At 42.3% G+C, this 17,453-nt stretch carries 14 protein-coding genes and 1 other annotated feature; of the genes, 4 read left to right on the top strand and 10 right to left on the bottom strand.

Annotated features, from left to right (window positions below; all coding sequences use genetic code 11):
• The first annotated feature begins 102 nt into the window (after positions 1-102).
• Together IGI78_RS06760 and proS are read left to right on the top strand one after the other, a co-directional pair.
• Positions 103-1,980 (top strand): hypothetical protein, encoded by a 1,878-nt coding sequence (locus IGI78_RS06760; protein WP_195265759.1) that lies wholly within the window; start codon positions 103-105, stop codon positions 1,978-1,980.
• Between the two features lie 96 nt (positions 1,981-2,076).
• Positions 2,077-2,281 (top strand) — a binding site (T-box leader).
• Positions 2,282-2,322: 41 nt separating this feature from the next.
• A complete protein-coding gene (gene proS, locus IGI78_RS06755) occupies positions 2,323-3,756 on the top strand; it encodes a proline--tRNA ligase (protein WP_142962620.1) in 1,434 nt (477 codons plus the stop codon).
• 47 nt (positions 3,757-3,803) lie between these two features.
• Here proS and IGI78_RS06750 read toward each other — a convergent pair whose 3' ends face one another.
• The 6 genes from IGI78_RS06750 to IGI78_RS06725 all read right to left on the bottom strand — a co-directional run bounded on the left by IGI78_RS06750 (position 3,804) and on the right by IGI78_RS06725 (position 10,594).
• Positions 3,804-4,808: a lipoate--protein ligase gene (locus tag IGI78_RS06750; RefSeq protein WP_077452469.1), complete on the bottom strand. Its 1,005-nt coding sequence runs from the start codon at positions 4,806-4,808 to the stop codon at positions 3,804-3,806.
• 18 nt (positions 4,809-4,826) lie between these two features.
• Positions 4,827-5,567, bottom strand: coding sequence for an MBL fold metallo-hydrolase (locus IGI78_RS06745; protein WP_195265758.1), 741 nt, complete (start codon positions 5,565-5,567; stop codon positions 4,827-4,829).
• Positions 5,568-5,772: 205 nt separating this feature from the next.
• Positions 5,773-6,558 carry a DUF975 family protein gene (locus tag IGI78_RS06740; RefSeq protein WP_228078945.1) on the bottom strand — a complete coding sequence of 262 codons (786 nt, stop codon included), beginning with the start codon at positions 6,556-6,558 and terminating at the stop codon, positions 5,773-5,775.
• Positions 6,559-6,567: 9 nt separating this feature from the next.
• Positions 6,568-7,650, bottom strand: a complete 1,083-nt coding sequence (locus IGI78_RS06735) for a M42 family metallopeptidase (protein ID WP_077452472.1) — start codon at positions 7,648-7,650, stop codon at positions 6,568-6,570.
• A gap of 135 nt (positions 7,651-7,785) precedes the next feature.
• Positions 7,786-9,840, bottom strand: a complete 2,055-nt coding sequence (locus tag IGI78_RS06730; protein WP_081118479.1) for an FtsX-like permease family protein — start codon at positions 9,838-9,840, stop codon at positions 7,786-7,788.
• Positions 9,830-10,594, bottom strand: coding sequence for an ABC transporter ATP-binding protein (locus IGI78_RS06725; protein WP_005236606.1), 765 nt, complete (start codon positions 10,592-10,594; stop codon positions 9,830-9,832). The genes IGI78_RS06730 and IGI78_RS06725 overlap by 11 nt, the downstream gene beginning before the upstream one ends.
• Before the next feature lie 286 nt (positions 10,595-10,880).
• Here IGI78_RS06725 and nrdD point away from each other — a divergent pair, with 286 nt between their 5' ends.
• Together nrdD and nrdG are read left to right on the top strand one after the other, a co-directional pair.
• Complete coding sequence (nrdD, locus tag IGI78_RS06720; RefSeq protein ID WP_077452475.1) at positions 10,881-13,076, top strand: anaerobic ribonucleoside-triphosphate reductase; 2,196 nt, start codon at positions 10,881-10,883, stop codon at positions 13,074-13,076.
• A gap of 83 nt (positions 13,077-13,159) precedes the next feature.
• Complete coding sequence (gene nrdG, locus IGI78_RS06715; protein ID WP_140965525.1) at positions 13,160-13,756, top strand: anaerobic ribonucleoside-triphosphate reductase activating protein; 597 nt, start codon at positions 13,160-13,162, stop codon at positions 13,754-13,756.
• A gap of 80 nt (positions 13,757-13,836) precedes the next feature.
• Here the strand turns inward: nrdG and IGI78_RS06710 are convergent, their stop codons facing one another.
• From IGI78_RS06710 to IGI78_RS06695, 4 genes are all read right to left on the bottom strand, one after another.
• Complete coding sequence (locus IGI78_RS06710) at positions 13,837-14,493, bottom strand: DNA alkylation repair protein (RefSeq protein ID WP_140965524.1); 657 nt, start codon at positions 14,491-14,493, stop codon at positions 13,837-13,839.
• A 19-nt stretch (positions 14,494-14,512) separates the two neighbouring features.
• On the bottom strand, positions 14,513-15,637 hold the full coding sequence (gene dinB / locus IGI78_RS06705; RefSeq protein WP_086292651.1) for a DNA polymerase IV: 1,125 nt from the start codon (positions 15,635-15,637) through the stop codon (positions 14,513-14,515).
• Between the two features lie 150 nt (positions 15,638-15,787).
• The gene (locus IGI78_RS06700) at positions 15,788-16,129 is read right to left on the bottom strand and encodes a P-II family nitrogen regulator (RefSeq protein ID WP_086292653.1); all 342 of its coding nucleotides are present in this window, start codon (positions 16,127-16,129) and stop codon (positions 15,788-15,790) included.
• Positions 16,130-16,145: 16 nt separating this feature from the next.
• The gene (locus IGI78_RS06695) at positions 16,146-17,363 is read right to left on the bottom strand and encodes an ammonium transporter (protein ID WP_430618554.1); all 1,218 of its coding nucleotides are present in this window, start codon (positions 17,361-17,363) and stop codon (positions 16,146-16,148) included.
• Between the last annotated feature and the right edge of the window lie 90 nt (positions 17,364-17,453).

The raw sequence follows: 17,453 nt of genomic DNA, 5'->3' as shown, positions 1-17,453 counted from the left end.
TATAACATAATTCTTTTTTTTTCAAATATTTAAAAACGATTCATTGAATTTTTATACGCAACTCTATCTATTATTATTTGACTTTATTTAATCATATATATTATGCTAAAGGCGATTAAAAAACAGAGGAGAAAAAATATGCCTTTTTTAAATAACAAATTGTTTTTAAAACGTTGGATCCCCTTCATCCTTCTGGTTCTATTTTTACTGGGAAGTATCGTCTTTTTTCTCGTTCTTTTTTTATTCCCAACTTCTGATATCCATGCAGTGGAGAAAAAGGAAGATTGGATTTTCTATGCCGAGGACAATCCCGAATCAACTTTTATTAGTCGTTATGTGAAACATTTACCTAGTGTGAAAGCCAATGATCGTTTTGTGATGAAGCGAAAAATGACCAATGATTATAAATACCCTACGATGTTGCTAATTGGCGACCACCAACACATGACCGTCTATCTCGATGATCAAGAAATTTACACCAACGAGAAGCCAAATGATCCATTGACTCTCAACCATCCAGGTAAAACACTGGCCTTTATTACCTTGCCTGAGGATTACGTTGGTAAGACATTAAAAATATACGTAACTAGCCCTTTTGACACCTATTCCGGCTTTCCCGCCGAAGTCTTTTTTGGACCTGCAAATGCACTGATCGGCTATGTCTTCAGTCTGTCAATTTTAAATATCTATATCCTCTTATTTACAGGATTTATTTGTATCATCAACTTGTTTTATGTCATCGTTTCTTTTATCAATCAACGAAAGCTTAAATTGTCTTCTATCCTATTCAGTGGTTTTGCTTTAACTGCAGGTTTGGAAGCAGGCTTTAGCGATATGCTTGGTGGACTACTGTTTCCTCCAATCGTGAATTCTGCGATGTTAAATATTCTTTCTATCATTACGCCAATGTTTCTGATTGGGTTTTACTGTACAAACATGCACTTTGTTCGTAAGTATTACCAGAAATGGTTATATTTTCATTACTCCTTCGGTCTCTTTGCGATCCTTTTCGCTCTTTTTCAAACAAAAAGTTTACCCACTATCATGAATTACATGTTTTTACTGAATATCACCAGCACCTTTGTTACTTCTTTTGCGGCGATTTATGAAGCATTGAAAAAAAATCCATTTTTTGTCATTTGTGCACCTTGGATCGTCGTTGCGGCTATCGGTCATTGTTTCTTGTATATTCAGGATATTTTAGTTTTGCCACAATCTGATGTCAATTGGCGTTCGATCATCTTTTTCTTACTAATTATCATCTTTACTTGTTACGGCTTTCTTGAACTCTTTTTTTCCAGCGAAGGCAAAAATAAGCGGATCGATACAGCAGATATCAAACTCCGTCTTTATGAGAAACAGCAAGCGAATAACCCAGAACAATCATTAAAAATGCAACAAGTTTTGCAAGCCATCAAAAAAAGAACTCATACAGTCAAGGACATGTTGGAAGATCAACAATTGGCAGCGGCGTACGAAGGTCTTTGTGAGATCGAAGAACAGATCAAACAACAGCTAACACGTCCATCCGTTGAAAAAGAATCACTCACAACGATGCTGATTACTAATTATCAACACACAGCTACTCAAAAAAGAATCACCTTTGCCTGTGATGGCATCATAGAACCACTGGAACAATTGGAGGAAAATGATCGTCTATCCTTGATCGCTCATTGCCTAGAATACGCCATCCGATACACTTGTGCGGTCACTGATCCTCAAAAGCGAAGACTCGCGTTGAGGGTGAATGACACGAACGGCCAGTTGCATATCGACTGCCAAATGCCGCTTCTCTCAAATGAAGAAGCAGAAAAACTACAGAACAATGAAACCAAACGACAGGCGATGCAGGCTGACATACAAATGCTCGAACAACTTTGTTTAGCCTACCAAGGAAGTATCCGGATCGAAGAAACTGACGGGCTACACCTCTTGCATTTGACACTTAGGGCGAAGAGAGATCCGCTGTCTTTCGACTGACCGTCTTGCTGCATTAGTCTTAAAGGAGCGTTTTTAAGAAAAAGCGAAAAAACTCTTGCTTTTTTCGCTTTTTCGCTTTAGCATGATAAAGAACAGCAACAAGCATTGGAATAGTAGTTTTATAATGGTCTTAGAGAGTCGATGGCAGCTGAAAAATCGATACCCACTGATAAAATGAACCTACCCAATGGCAATGACCGCAAAACGGTCGGTGGAAAGGCCTTATCCTTTACGAGTTGGATTATCCCGATAGATAATCAACAAAGGTGGTACCGCGAAATCCAAGCATTTCGTCCTTTTTTAGGACGAGATGCTTTTTTATTTTTTTAAGGAGGAAAAAGAATGACACAAAAAAATGATTTTACAGAATGGTATATTCAAACGATCCAAAAAGCCGAATTGATGGCTTACTCCCCAGTGAAAGGCTCCATTATTTTCCGTCCTGACGGCTTCGAACTTTGGGAGCACATCCAAGAAGAGTTCAATCGATTCTTGAAAAAAGAGGGCATTCGCAATGCGTACTTCCCAATGCTGATTCCGCAAAATTTCTTTATGAAAGAAGCCGATCATATTGAAGGGTTTGCGCCTGAATTGCCATGGGTCACAGAAGTCGGCAATGAAAAATTGGAAGAACCTTTGGCCTTGCGACCAACCTCAGAAACCATGATTGGCTCTGCCTTTTCTGATTGGATCAACTCCTACCGTGACCTACCTTATGAAATCAATCAATGGGCAAACGTCTTTCGTTGGGAAAAGAAAACATTGCCTTTCTTGCGTACCTCAGAGTTTTTATGGCAAGAAGGTCATACCGCTCATGAAAATGAAGAAGATGCACGTCAACGCACCATGAAAGTCTTAGATGAATATGCCCGCCTTTGCGAAGAATTCCTAGCGATCCCTGTTTATCGCGGACAAAAAACCCCTTCTGAGCGTTTTGCTGGAGCAGTTGATACTTATTCAATCGAAGCGATGATGAAAGACGGTAAAGCAGTCCAAGCAGGAACCAGCCACTACATGGGGACAAAATTTGCTGAAGCATTTGATATTACGTATTTAACGAAAGAAAACAAGCATACCCATGCCCACACAACCTCTTGGGGTGTCTCTACCCGCTTGTTGGGTGCCTTGATCATGACCCATGGCGATGAAAATGGTTTAGTTTTCCCACCAACCATTGCACCAACCCAAGTTGTGTTGTTACCAGTCGGTCCTTGGAAAAAGAATCCAGCCATCTTAGAAAAATTAGAAGAACTGTATGCCAACTTTAAAGCCAAGGGCATTCGTGTTCGTTTGGATGATTCTGATAACTCACCTGGCTATAAGTTCAACGAATGGGAACTAAAAGGCGCTTGCTTGCGAATCGAATGTGGCCCAAGAGATTTAGAAGCTGGCAAAGTGATGGTCAAAGTCCGCGACCTGGCTGACAAGCAAACGGTGGCGCTTGAGGACTTAGAAGCCTTCGTTGATCAAGAACTGCAAGCAATGACCCCACGCTTATTGCAAGCGGCGAAGGAACGGAACAAAGAAAATGAGTACACCAACATCGATACATTAGATGAACTAAAAGCACATATCGAAACGTGCAAACAAGAAGAAAAAGTCACTGGCTTTGTCTTGATCGGTTGGGACGGCACGGAAGAAACGGAAGCGAAAATCAAAGAAGAAACCGGCTTTACTACCCGGAACATTCCGTTTGAAGCACCAATTGAAAAAACAGTCGATATCGTCAGCGGCAAACCTGCCAAGCATACCGTTTGGATCGCCCGCGCATACTAATAGAAAAACGAAGCAGCCAGAATTGAAAAGGCTGCTTCGTTTTTTGATTAATAAATCAATGAAAGAAAATCTTCAGGCGTGATGTTGCCAAAATATTTTTTGACATCAATGTTGGCAATGACTTGTGCCAAATCTTCTTTCGCATAGCGAGTACCGATCAAGGCTTCTTCTACATCCGCAATGTCCCCTAAGCCGAAAAAGTCACCAAAGATTTTGGCATCCGTAATTTTTCCTTCTGCCACATTCAAACGAACTTCGATGGATCCGATTGGAAAGCGATGACGGCGTTCAATATCAAAGGCTGGAGATTTACCGTAATTCCAATCCCAGTTGCGATAATACTTATCGGAAATCTCATTGATCTTGACCCAATCTTCTTCTGTTAATTCATAAGTTTTGACTTCTTCAACGGAATCGACACCAAAAATCTTCAATAAGATTTCTTGACGGAACTCTTCAGTCGTCATGTCTTGCTTCTCTTTTGGCAAGAATGGTTTGATGTTGGTTACTCTTGAGCGGATCGATTTGATACCTTTTGATTCGATTTTGTCTTTGCGGACTTTCAATGCGTTGACCACTTCATTGATGTCACTGTCAAACATGATCGTGCCATGAGCAAACATCCGTCCATTCGTTGCGTACATCGCATTCCCAGAAAACTTCATGTCATTGATCACAAGGTCGTTGCGGCCTTTTAGTTGCGCTCCTTCAACCCCCATCTCATGCAAGGCTTGGACGATTGGTTTCGTCAGCTTTTCAAAATCTCTGAAAGAATTGCCATCGTCAGGCATAATAAAACTGAAATTCAAGTTTCCGAAATCATGATAGACTGCACCGCCGCCGCTGAAACGACGAACGACATGGATCCCATGTTCATCCACATATTCCTTATTGATCTCTTCGATCGTATTTTGATTGCGTCCAATGATAATCGATGGTTCATTAATGTAAAAAAGTAAGATTGGTTCATCCACTTTCATTTCTTGAAGAAGAAAAATCTCGATGGCTAAATTGATGCGTGGGTCATTCAGTTCGTTCGGTACAAAAAGCATACTATTCGTTCCTCCTAATTAGATGATTTCAATTATTTTTTGAACAGCCGCCAATTCAACGGGGATCCCATTGGCAGCTAGTGCAGCCTCTTCTCGTAACTGTTCTAAGTCACCATGTTGCGGCAAATGCGTCAACATTAATTTTTTTACCTGCGCTGCCTGGGCGATCTCGCCTGCTTCTTTTGACGTAAAATGAGCCTTGTGCCGCTCATTTCCTGCAAAAAGATAGGTATCTGCCAAAAACAGGTCAGCTCCTTGTGCAAACGGAACAAAAGATTCTAAGTAGCCAGAATCACCTGTAAAAACAAAAACCTTGCCTGTGCTTTTCTCAACAAATCGCATGGCATAGCAAGTGACTGGATGGATCGTTTTCATAAAGGTAATGGTAAACGGGCCCAATTCCAATGACTCCGTTTGGAGGTAATCAATTCCTTGAGTCACTCCAGGCATCGTCAGGCTTTCAAAATGAACTGTATCCTCACCATGGCCGTAGATCGGTAAAACCTGGCGTTCTTCGCTTCCAGGATATAATTGCCAATAGTATTGCAATACCCCTAAATCCGCAATATGATCGTGATGGTAATGCGTCAAAATCACTGCATCTAAGTCTAAGGGATCAAGGATTTTTTCTAGTTGGACCAAGGTGGTGCTTCCCGCATCAAGCAGCAAATGAAAGCCTTCTGACTCAACTAAATAGCCAGTTGTCCCTTCACCGTTATACGGATAGGCACCTAAACAACCTAAGACAGTTATTTTCACTTGTGTTTCCTCCTCTTTGAATCAAGCTGATTTTCTACTTCTTTAATGCTATCACATCTCTGCTGATTTGACTAAAATCTGACCATTTTTTTTGCGAAAAGGATCAAGAAAATGAGAAAAAAACGACGTCTATTGATGAATCCCTTGAATGAGTGTTCTACTCTATCCTTAAGGAACCATTCCAATGGTACGTCGTTTTTTTTGCTTACCTAATTAGCGCTCGTTGTTCATTGATCAATTCTTCATAGAATGCTGCGTTCACCGCATACGCATAGGCGTTTGCCCACAACATCCCAATCATAAGCGCCAAGAAACCCAGAATAAACCAGCCAATCAATGATAATTGCAGCCAAATGTATTGGCCCAGATGTGGTCGCAAGAGAGCAAAGGCTACTTTGATAGACTGAAGAACCCCTAATTCCGGCTGATCATAGCGTAGATAGATTGCTAATTGGATCACACCAGTAACGACTTGCGACAAAAAGAAGAACAAGATGATGGAGAGAATCGTCCCAACCACAAAAGCGATCGAACCGTTAAACATCGATACATCAATAGAAATTCCCCGATTAAAATTGAATACCAAGCCCAAATATTGATTAAGGCCTGATAAGACAAATTGCGGCAAGAAAATCGCAAAACTCAAAAGATAATTTAAAAGCGCGCTCACTAAATTTAGTAGCAAAAACGGTACATACAGACGCTTATCAAAGACTAGAAAAATATCCGCCACTTTGATCCCTTTACCACGAACCAGATAGAGTGCCATAATACTCAATGCTACTGAAAAAGCAAAGAAGACAAAATTGTCCAAAATAAAATCAAGCCAATTTCCTGCGTTGTTTGTCCCTACGGAAGAGCCTAAACTACTGAACAGTGAATTGACGACCGCTTGTACGGCAACCGTTGCTAAAATACTTAAGACGAATGTTCCCCAGAATCCGCGCAAGGAGTTTTTAGCCGTCTCTCGAATCATTGTATTTGATCTCATAGACTCACCTTAATAACTGCGCAATGCTTTAACGGTTTTATCGTCTAAGCGGCGAACCACTTCCGTTACAAGCTTGACTGTATTGAAGTAGTCATCCTCATGAATGACAGAAGTATGAGAATGCAGGTAACGAACTGGCACAGTAATAGCGATTGAAGGAACCCCATCACGAGTCAAATGCATTTGACCAGCATCGGTTCCCCCACCAGTGATCACGGTATATTGGAAAGGAATTTCCATCTCTTCGGCGACATCGATCACAAAATTCAATAATTTCTTATGAGGAATCATGGAAGCATCGAAAATCAAGACTTGTGGGCCTTTGCCTAACACAGAATCCGCTTCTTTTGGTGTCATTCCAGGTGTGTCCCCAGCGGTACCAGTATCTAGGGCGATAGCGATATCGGGATTCACTAAGTGAGTGCTTGTTCGTGCCCCTCTTAGGCCAACTTCTTCCATCACGTCACTGCCGGCAAACAAGCAGTTTGGATGTCCTTCGGCTGCCAAGGTTTCTAATACCCGTAGTGATACCGCCGTACCAATTCGATTGTCCCATGCTTTGGCTAGCAAAAATTTGCTGTCGTTCATCCGTTTGTATTGGATATAGGGGGTGATCATATCTCCAGGACGGATCCCCCAGCCTTTGGCTTCCTCTTCACTTGAAGCGCCGATATCGATGAACATATCTTTGATATCGTAAGGTTTGTTTCGAGTCTCTGGACTCAAGACATGGGGTGGTTTTGAGCCGACGACACCGTGGATCAATTTGCCATCATTGGTTTTGATCTCGACTTGCTGTGCCAGCATCACTTGCCCCCACCAGCCACCAAGGGTTTGAAATTCAATAAAGCCTTTTTCCGTAATTTTCGTTACCATAAAGCCGACTTCATCCATATGTCCCGAAATAAAAATTTTCGGACCGCCGCCATCACCAACATGTTTCGCAATGACACTTCCTAAACCATCAAAAAAGATATCTTCAGCAAAGTCTTTGGCATATTCTTTAAAGACTTCACGCACTTCCTCCTCATTCCCAGGAACCCCACGTGCAGTCGTTAGGTCTATTAAAAGCTGTTCTTCTTTTTTCTCCATCTTGCTTCCTCCTTTGTCTCATTGATTATGATTATACCATTCTCTTAATCTGGTGCCAGAGGGAAATACAAAAAGATTGGTTAAACGAAAAAAAACGCTCCTAGTTTCCTAGAATCGTTTTATCGTATAAAGAGATCAAGTTTCAATAATCCGCAGACACAGCTTGACGGTAATCAAATAGGCAAATAGATAGACAACTGCTGCTACTCCTGCAAACAAATGAGCGACCCAATACCCGGGACTGTCGATGATCTGTGTGAAGGTATTGATAGCAAATACCGCATGCAAAATCGCTAATAAGGTGCCGGGCATAAAAATCCAAATGTTTTGCCAGTACACCAACTTGCGCACTTCGTTACGGGTGTAGCCTAATTTTGTCAATAGTCGGTAATTGTGCTTTTCTCGCTCCGTGTTAGAAAATTGTCGAACGATCAAACTACTAGACGTGGTGATCAAAACGATCACCCCAACAAACAGCGATACGAACAAAATGATTCCTGCTTGTCGCCGCACCCCCCGCATTGTTGTAAAGCGATTGGCTAACGTTAGCCGATAAGCGGTCGTCTGACCACTATCATTGCTTGAATCCCGTGCGGTCTCTGGATAAAAGCGTACGTTTTTTTGGTCGTCGCTAAATTCATAGGTCAAAGGATGCGCCCACTCGATCGGCAATTCTTCATCTAACAACTGCGTTAGCGCTTCTGTTTGCACCTTTTCGGTTTGCAAATAAGCAATGCTATAGGTGAATCCCTCGATTTGTTGGTACGCATCATCTTGAATGACAAGGACATTTGGCAAAGAATAGCGCAAGGCATAATCCCCAAAGTAGTCCTGCTGTGCTTGGATAAGTTTAAACTCATGTTGACTGCCAACTTTGACTTCATCCCGATACGTGACAAATGAACGAGTCACGTCGTACTGACTATCAAAAAGTACCGCTTGCTTGTCTGTACTCAGTCGAATTTCAGGAGCATTTGGAACTAGTTTTCGTAGACGCTGATAATCAGAAAGTGCCACCAGATTCACCATCATATTTTCTACACTTTCATCTTGCAACTCTCCTAGGTAGCGAGTCTGCACCGTCATATTGGTCATTTTGTAAGGAATCGTTTGCTCCGCTGTAATTGGCATACCCGACTTTTCTAAAAGGGTACGCAAGGTCCCCGCCTGCTCTCCTGACACTTGAAAAGAGGTTGGGTAGATACGGTTCGTTGCTTGGTAATTTAATGAGATGACCCCCATTGTTCCCCCAATCAGTGAGATCGCGATCGCGGTAATGATCGTCAAAAGGGCATAGCTTTTCCACGTCCTTTGCAAGTATGCACGCACGTTATTGTAAGCAATCAATTTTGCCCCTTTAATGAGGTGTTTTTTGGGTTTGCTCAAAAAATACAACAGTGCCGGCAACGTACAGTCAAAAAAGAGATAGGTTGCCGTTACACAGCAAAATAGAATCAGTAAAGGGATCCATAGAATCGCTGAAAAGTCTTGCGTATACGTGATATAGTTGGTCCATGTTTCCCGCAGGGTTAATGACAGATAGTAGCCTACTCCAAGTAAAATCAGACCTAGAACCCCCATTAAGGAACGAAACGGAGTCATTTTCATTTTTTTGATCGGTAAGCGGTATTCGGTCTTGATCAATTCACTCATTGGGGTACGCCAAACAAAAAGGATCACTTGAATACTCAAAATGATCATTGCGGCGATAAAAACAAAGACCGTCGAAAAAATCGATTGCGGGGAATTAAAGAAATGACTGGTTAAATTCAGGCCCATTGCCCGAATCAAAATCATTGAAAAGAATTTCGAAAAAATAATTCCCATAAAAATACCGGTTACTAAAGAGAAAAAATTCAGTAGAAACGTTTCCCGCAGCAGCAACCAAGCAAGACGACCTTGACGTAACCCCAAAAGCTGATAGACACTGATTTCCTTTTGTCGCTGGCTAAGAAAAAAATGATTGGCACTCAGCATAAAAAACAAGACAACAAATGCTACCACACTGCTGCCGAATCCTAATACCCCTTCGATCCGGATATCTTGCTGAACTCTTTGATTCAAGAGACGATCGTTCATCAAAGCATTAAATGAATAGAAAATCATCACGGCAGTCATCATACAGATAAAATACACCATATAATTGCGAAACTGCCGCAAAAAACTCCGCCAACCGATTTTAAACAACATGGCGCGGACCGCCTCCAATCGTTGCCTGCATATCGATGATTTTTTCGAAAAATTCCTGACGACTGCCTTTTTTGACAACTTCTGCAAAGAAGACGCCATCGCGGATGAATAAAATCCGATTGCAGTAGCTGGCGGTGAAAGGATCATGAGTGACCATCAAGATCGTTGTTTTCTCTTGTTGATTGATTTGTGCCAAATACCGTAACAATTCTGTCGCCGCTTTTGAATCAAGCGCTCCGGTGGGTTCATCAGCAAAAAGGACCGCCGGACGACTGATGATTGCGCGAGCAGCAGCAACCCTTTGTTTTTGCCCTACAGACAATTCTTCTGGGTAACGATCCAATAAGTGTTCGATCCCTAACAAATTGGCCGTCTCCTCGATACGTACTTGGGTTTCCTTCACGGGTAAGCGATCAATGGCTAACGGAAGCAAGATATTGTCTCTGGCTGTCAATGTCTCTAAAAGATTAAAATCTTGAAAGATGAAGCCGATCTGCTGACGCCGAAAATCGCTGAGGGCTTTTTCCGACATTCGGGTAATGTCTTTGCCATCGATATAGATCGAGCCTAAGCTAGGTCGCATGATGGAAGACAACAGATTCATCAAGGTCGTTTTCCCAGCACCGCTTGGTCCCATAACCCCAACAAATTCTCCTTGATCCACTGCAAAAGAAAGGTTATCTAATACTTTGGTTTGATTGAATCGAGTGCCGTAACTTTTGGTCAGATGCTTCACATCAATCATATTTTTCACATAGAACCCTCCTTAAAAAAAATTCTCTCCTTATGGTAGCATACTTTTCATTGAATCGTTCTGCTTAAAAACAGAGAAAAAATAAATTTAAAAAAGTTTTTTATTCATTATGTGAAACATGGAACAACCAAATCCTTAATCTTATCAGTTTTCTCAGAAAACACCCCAATGAATATACACCATATATTGTGTATATCCAATTTACTATCCCTTATTCACCACTATATATAGTTGCTCATTTCTATAATATGTTTTATTATATTGAGGAAGATAAGGAGTGGTAGAAATGATGAACATTAAGAGAAATCCTGAGCAAGGGTTGGAAAGACAGTCCGCTTTGCGTCAGTTAAAAATCGTAAAACGTGATGGACGGCTTGTCGATTTTGATGATCAAAAAATTTACGATGCGTTAGTGAAAGCCCTAAGAAAAGTCAACGGCGAGCTTTCTCCCATCGACCACGAAAAAATCACCGAGATCGTTGACAGTGTCGATCACGAGATCGCGGAACGTTTTCGTACAAATGTAAAAATCTATGAGATTCAAAATATCGTCGAGCATATCTTGTTAGCAAAAAACGAGTATGCCTTGGCTGAAGAATATATCAACTATCGGACCCATCGTGATTTCGAGCGCAGCAAAGCAACAGACATCAACTTTACGATCAACAAATTGATGAATAAAGATCAATCGGTCGTCAATGAAAATGCCAATAAAGATAGCAATGTGTTCAACACACAACGTGATTTGACCGCCGGGATCGTAGGAAAATCGATCGGTTTGAAAATGCTGCCTCCTCACGTGGCAAATGCGCATCAAAAAGGCGACATTCATTACCATGACTTGGATTATCATCCTTACACACCAATGACCAACTGCTGCCTGATCGATTTTAAAGGCATGCTAAATAATGGGTTTAAAATTGGGAACGCCGAAGTGGAGTCGCCAAAATCGATCCAAACGGCCACCGCTCAAATCTCCCAAATCATTGCAAACGTAGCATCGAGTCAATACGGCGGCTGTTCTGCTGATCGAACAGATGAATTATTGGCTCCTTTTGCTGAGTTGAATTATCAAAAGCATCTAAAAGATGCCGAAGAATGGATCGAGACACCCGAACGTCGGGAAGCGTACGCGAAGAGCAAAACGCGCAAAGATATCTATGATGCAATGCAAAGTCTAGAATACGAAATCAATACGTTATTCACCTCGAACGGACAAACGCCGTTTACTTCCCTTGGCTTTGGTTTAGGAACCAACTGGTTCGAACGGGAAATTCAACGAGCGATTCTCCAAATTCGCATCAACGGGTTAGGCAGTGAAAAGCGCACCGCTATTTTCCCAAAATTGATTTTTAGTATTCGCCGCGGGGTCAACTTGGCCCCTACCGATCCAAATTACGATATCAAAGAACTGGCATTAGAATGTGCCACTAAACGGATGTACCCGGATATTTTGAATTATGATAAATTGGTTGAATTGACCGGTAGCTTTAAAGTGCCGATGGGCTGTCGTTCTTTCTTGCAAGGCTGGAAAAACGAACGTGGTGAAGAAATCAATGTCGGTCGGATGAATCTAGGTGTCGTGACATTGAATATTCCACGGATCGCCTTAGAAGCAAATGGCGATCAAGAAAAATTCTGGTCGCTGCTGGAGGACCGCCTGCAAATCGTTAAAGATGCCCTTGTCTATCGCGTAGAACGCTGTAAAGAAGCGAGTCCCGCCAATGCGCCGATCCTTTATATGTATGGGGCTTTCGGTGAGCGTTTGGATCGCAAAGACAATGTCAACGAATTATTCAAAAATAAACGGGCCACTGTTTCACTTGGCTACATTGGTTTATACGAAGCTGCTTCTGCTTTTTATGGCGGAACTTGGGAACAAGACCCAGAAGCAAAAGCCTTTACGATGGCGATCGTGAAAGAATTGAAAGCTCATGCGGATGCCTGGGGCGATGAATACGGTTATCATTTCAGCGTGTACTCGACGCCAAGTGAAAGCCTGACTGATCGTTTCTGTCGCTTAGATACCGAAAAATTCGGTGAAGTTGAAAACATTACCGACAAAGAATATTATACGAACAGCTTCCACTATGATGTGCGGAAAAATCCGACACCATTTGAGAAACTTGATTTTGAAAAGGACTATCCAAAATACTGTTCTGGTGGCTTTATTCATTACTGCGAATACCCAGTCTTGCAGCAAAATCCAAAAGCGTTAGAAGCGGTTTGGGATTACGCATATGATCGGGTCGCTTATCTTGGAACAAATACCCCTATCGATCACTGTTACGAGTGCGGATATGAAGGAGACTTTAATCCAACCGAACGAGGCTTTGAATGTCCACAATGTGGCAATCACGATCCAAAAAGTTGTGATGTTGTCAAAAGAACCTGTGGGTATCTTGGAAATCCTCAAGCTCGTCCAATGGTCAACGGTCGTCACAAAGAAATCTCTGCTCGGGTCAAACATTTGCAAGAATAATCATAAAAGGAGTGTTAGATTTCCTCTACACTCCTTTTATCGAAGACCAACCCCTGTAATTCACGATAGAAAGAAGTTTTCTTATGAGAAATCCTAAGCCTCAAGAATGGAAAGCAAACGAGTACAGTCAAAATTATATTGCTGATTACAAAGCCTTCAACTTTGTGGATGGTGAAGGCATTCGAAATAGTTTGTATGTGAGCGGCTGTCTGTTTGCTTGTGAAGGCTGTTTCAACAAAGCCGTCCAAAACTTTCGCTATGGGACACCTTTTACGCAAGAACTAGAGGATCGAATCATTGAAGATCTGCGACATGAGTATGTTCAAGGACTGACGCTCCTAGGCGGCGAACCTTTCTTAAACACGACAGTCTGTCTGAAAGTCGTTGATCGCGTTCGTGCTGAGTTCGGGCACAGCAAAGATATTTGGAGCTGGTCCGGCTACACCTATGAAGAATTGCTTTTGGAAACACCTGATAAACTGGAACTCTTATCCAAAATCGATATTTTGGTGGACGGCCGCTTTGAACTCAGTAAGCGAAACCTAAACTTGCAATTTCGTGGCAGCAGCAATCAACGAATCATTGATCTTGCTGCATCCCGTGAACAAGGAAAAGCGGTTATCTGGGCAAAGTGCAAAGATGCGGAAGCAAGCTACGAACAAATCAAAAAACAAATTTAACGATCAAAACACCGTGCATCTTTCAAAAAAGATACTGCACGGTGTTTTTTATTGCTATATTCAGCCAGTAAAGCTACTTTTTAAAGGTACTTACTCGCTTCACGAACCGTCAAAGGCGCCAGACTTGTTTGATAACGCAGGAGAAAATCTTGAACCCACTGAGGATTTGTCTTGGCATAATCTCGCAAGGTCCAGCCAATGGCTTTGTTGATAAAAAATTCAGAACTACCCAAATTGTTGACAAGGATCTCTTCTAGCAATGATTGATCCATCTGTTCTTTTTGCAACAGTTGGTGGAGAATCGCCACGCGCCGTAGCCAAAGATTATCGTCAAGACTCCAACGAAGCATCTCAACCTTTAACGCTGGCAATCGGCGAACAAGTTTTCTAACGACCTCACTCAGTGCGTCCACGCTGTCCCACCAAGCTTTCGTTATGACCAACTGTTCAATTTTTGCTAGATCAACGGCTATTAAAAAGGGCTCCATCACCACTAAATAATCAATCCCAAAGTACTGGTGTTCTCGATAGTTACTTTGCCAACAATGATCGATAAAATCCCAATCGACCGTTTTCGTTTGTTTTGCTGCTTTAAAAGCTGTTTTTTCTTGCTGGCGGCGCAACGGCGCAGGAATGCCCAGAAAATCAAACTGATGCCGCATGTAGGCGGCCATTTTTTCACTTCGCTCCAAATCAGCCAACCCCACCATCGTGTCATATACTTGATAGAGTGTCATTTTGCTCCTCCTCTTTTACCTACTGCTCGTCAGATAGTTGCCATAAGGGCAGTACGATATTTTCATAGGTCAGTGGATCAAGATTTGTGACGGTGATCCCCAAAAGACGGATGCCTTTTTCCAAACCTAAAATTTCTTCCCAGATCAGACTTGCTTCGGAAAACAGCTGTTCTTTTTTATGAACATAGGTTGGCAAGGTCACTCGCTTGGTGATCGTAGAGTAATCACTGTAACGGACTTTTAACACGACTGTTTTGCCATGTTTTTGTGTGCGCTTCAGTGATCTTTCGACTTCTTCTGCGATAGCCCGTAATTGGCTCAAAACTTGTTCTTCACTAGTTAATGGATTGCCGTATGTATGCTCTTTTCCAACTGATTTTCGTTCTCTGGTCACACTGACTGGTGAATCATGGATTCCTCTAACTTTCCGATACAAGGAATACCCCATTTTGCCAAATTCGCGGATCAACGCCATCTCACTCCAAGCGTATAGATCTGCTCCTGTAAAAATGCCTAACTCATGCATCCTGGGGACAGTTTTCTTCCCGATCCCATGAAATTTATCGATGGGTAGTTGGTGTAAAAAGGCTACTGCCTCATCCGGCATCACCACCGTTAATCCTCGTGGTTTATGATAATCGGAAGATAGTTTTGCCAAGAATTTGTTGTAACTGACACCCGCCGAACAGGTCAAATGAGTCTCTTGCCAGATATCTCGTTGAATCAAACGAGCGATCTTGATCGCGGAAGGACAGTTGATTTTGTTAACTGTCACATCTAGATACGCTTCATCGATAGAAACTGGTTCGATGATGTCGGTGTATCGGTGAAAAATTTCTCTGACTTGCTGGGACACTTCACGATACTTCTGATGATTCCCCGGTTTAAAAATCGCTTGCGGACAAAGCTCGTAGGCTTTTTGCGCACTCATTGCCGAATGGATACCATATTGTCGCGCCAAATAATTCGCTGTCGTGACCACTCCTCGTCCGCCAGTATCACTTGGGTGACGGGCAATCACGAGGGGATGCTTGGCCAGCTCAGGATCATCCCGTTCTTCCACCGAAGCAAAAAAAGCATCCATATCAATATGAATAATTTTGCGGCTCGTATCATTTTTTAAGGGAAATTGCAGTTCCGACATCGTTGCTCACCTCACTTCTCATTATAAACGAACAGAGGTTCCCTATCAAGCAAGGAATCAAGCGAAGCACGCAAAAAGGACCAATTTTCATTGGTCCTTCCCTCTACGTTTACTGCTTTTGCTGCAAGGTTCATAGTCTAAGAATTTCTGTTATAAGGCGGCTTCCCCTCGTTCATTGGTGCGAATCCGAATCGCTTCTTCCAACGGGTAGACGAATATTTTGCCATCACCGACTTCATCTGTTCGACAGATCGATAAAATCAACTCAATCACATCGTTAACTTTTTCATCTGCTAAAACGAAACGGACATTTACTTTTGGTAAAAGAGTCGTGATCACTTCTTGGCCACGAATAAACTCTTTTAGGCCTTTTTGATTGCCACATCCGAGGACTTGACTGACCGTCATCCCGCTGATCAGATCCGATTGATCCAATGCGGCTTTTAGCTCCTCTAATTTTTCTTGGCGAATAATCGCTTCAACTTTTTTCATGACTGCTCCTCCACTCTTAAGAATCTAACCCCATAAAGGTAGGATAGGCCGTTTCATCATGTTCGATCCGATCCATCCCCACCGCTTCTTCTTGCTGAGAGACCCGAATCGGCATCACCCATTTGATCAAGGTGATAATGACAAAGGATAGGATACCAGCGAACAAAATCGTAAATACGATACTTTCGGCCTGTGCGATAAAAAGATCAATACCGCCATAAAGCAATCCTGAATGTCCACCAACAGCTGGATCAGCAAAAATCCCGGTCATCAAACCGCCAAAGATTCCGCCTACCCCATGACAACCAAAGGCATCCAATGCATCATCTAAGCCTAATCGATGTTTGATGACGGAAATAAAGAAGTAACAAAACGGACTGACTAAAGCGCCAATGATAAAGGAAGACCAAAGGGAGACAAACCCCGCCCCTGGAGTAATCGCAACTAAGCCCACCACTGCTCCGGTACAAGCACCGACGATCGTCGGTTTGCCCACGACGAGTTTTTCAATCAACATCCAAGACAGCATCGCACTGGCTGCTGCCGTATTCGTGGTCATCAAGGCGTGGATCGCTAGGCCATCAGCTGCTAGAGCAGAGCCGGCATTAAAGCCAAACCAACCGAACCATAGCAATCCCGCTCCTAGAACAACGAATGGAATATTATGAGGTCGATATTCCGTTTGATGAAATTCTCGTCGTTTGCCGACAACGATCGCTAAGACTAACCCACTGATTCCTGAGCTGATATGAACGACATTGCCTCCTGCAAAGTCGATCGAGCCGATCGCATCTAAGAAGCCGCCGCCCCACACCATATGCGCCATTGGAAAACACACGAAAACCAGCCAGAAGCCAATAAATAGGAAAATAGCAGAGAACCGCATTCTGCCAACAACTGATCCAGTGATGATCGCCGTTGTGATCAAAGCAAACATCATTTGAAAGGCAGCAAATAACCCTTCAGGAATTCCCTCTCCTTCTGACATCGAAACATGATTGAAAAAGACTTTGTCTAAATTGCCAATAAATGATCCTGTCCCGCTAAAGGATAATGTATACCCTAGAGCGACCCAGAGGACGGACGCCAAGCCCATCGTACAAATCACCATCATCATGGTATTGAGGATGTTTTTGCGTCGTTCCAATCCTCCATAAAAAAATGCCAATGCTGGAGTCATTAGAAAAACCATACCGCTACAAATTAAAATAAATGCAATATTCCCTGTATCCATTTTATACGCCTCCCTTTCTATATGTTAGCTATCCTAACACCATATTTTCGAATAATCTAGATTTTTCTGAGAAAAACATGAATTTTCTGA

The sequence above is a fragment of the Enterococcus sp. DIV1767 genome, assembly GCF_050542585.1.
GTDB classification, from domain to species: Bacteria; Bacillota; Bacilli; order Lactobacillales; family Enterococcaceae; genus Enterococcus_D; species Enterococcus_D innesii.
This window is presented reverse-complemented; position numbering and strand designations above follow the sequence as displayed.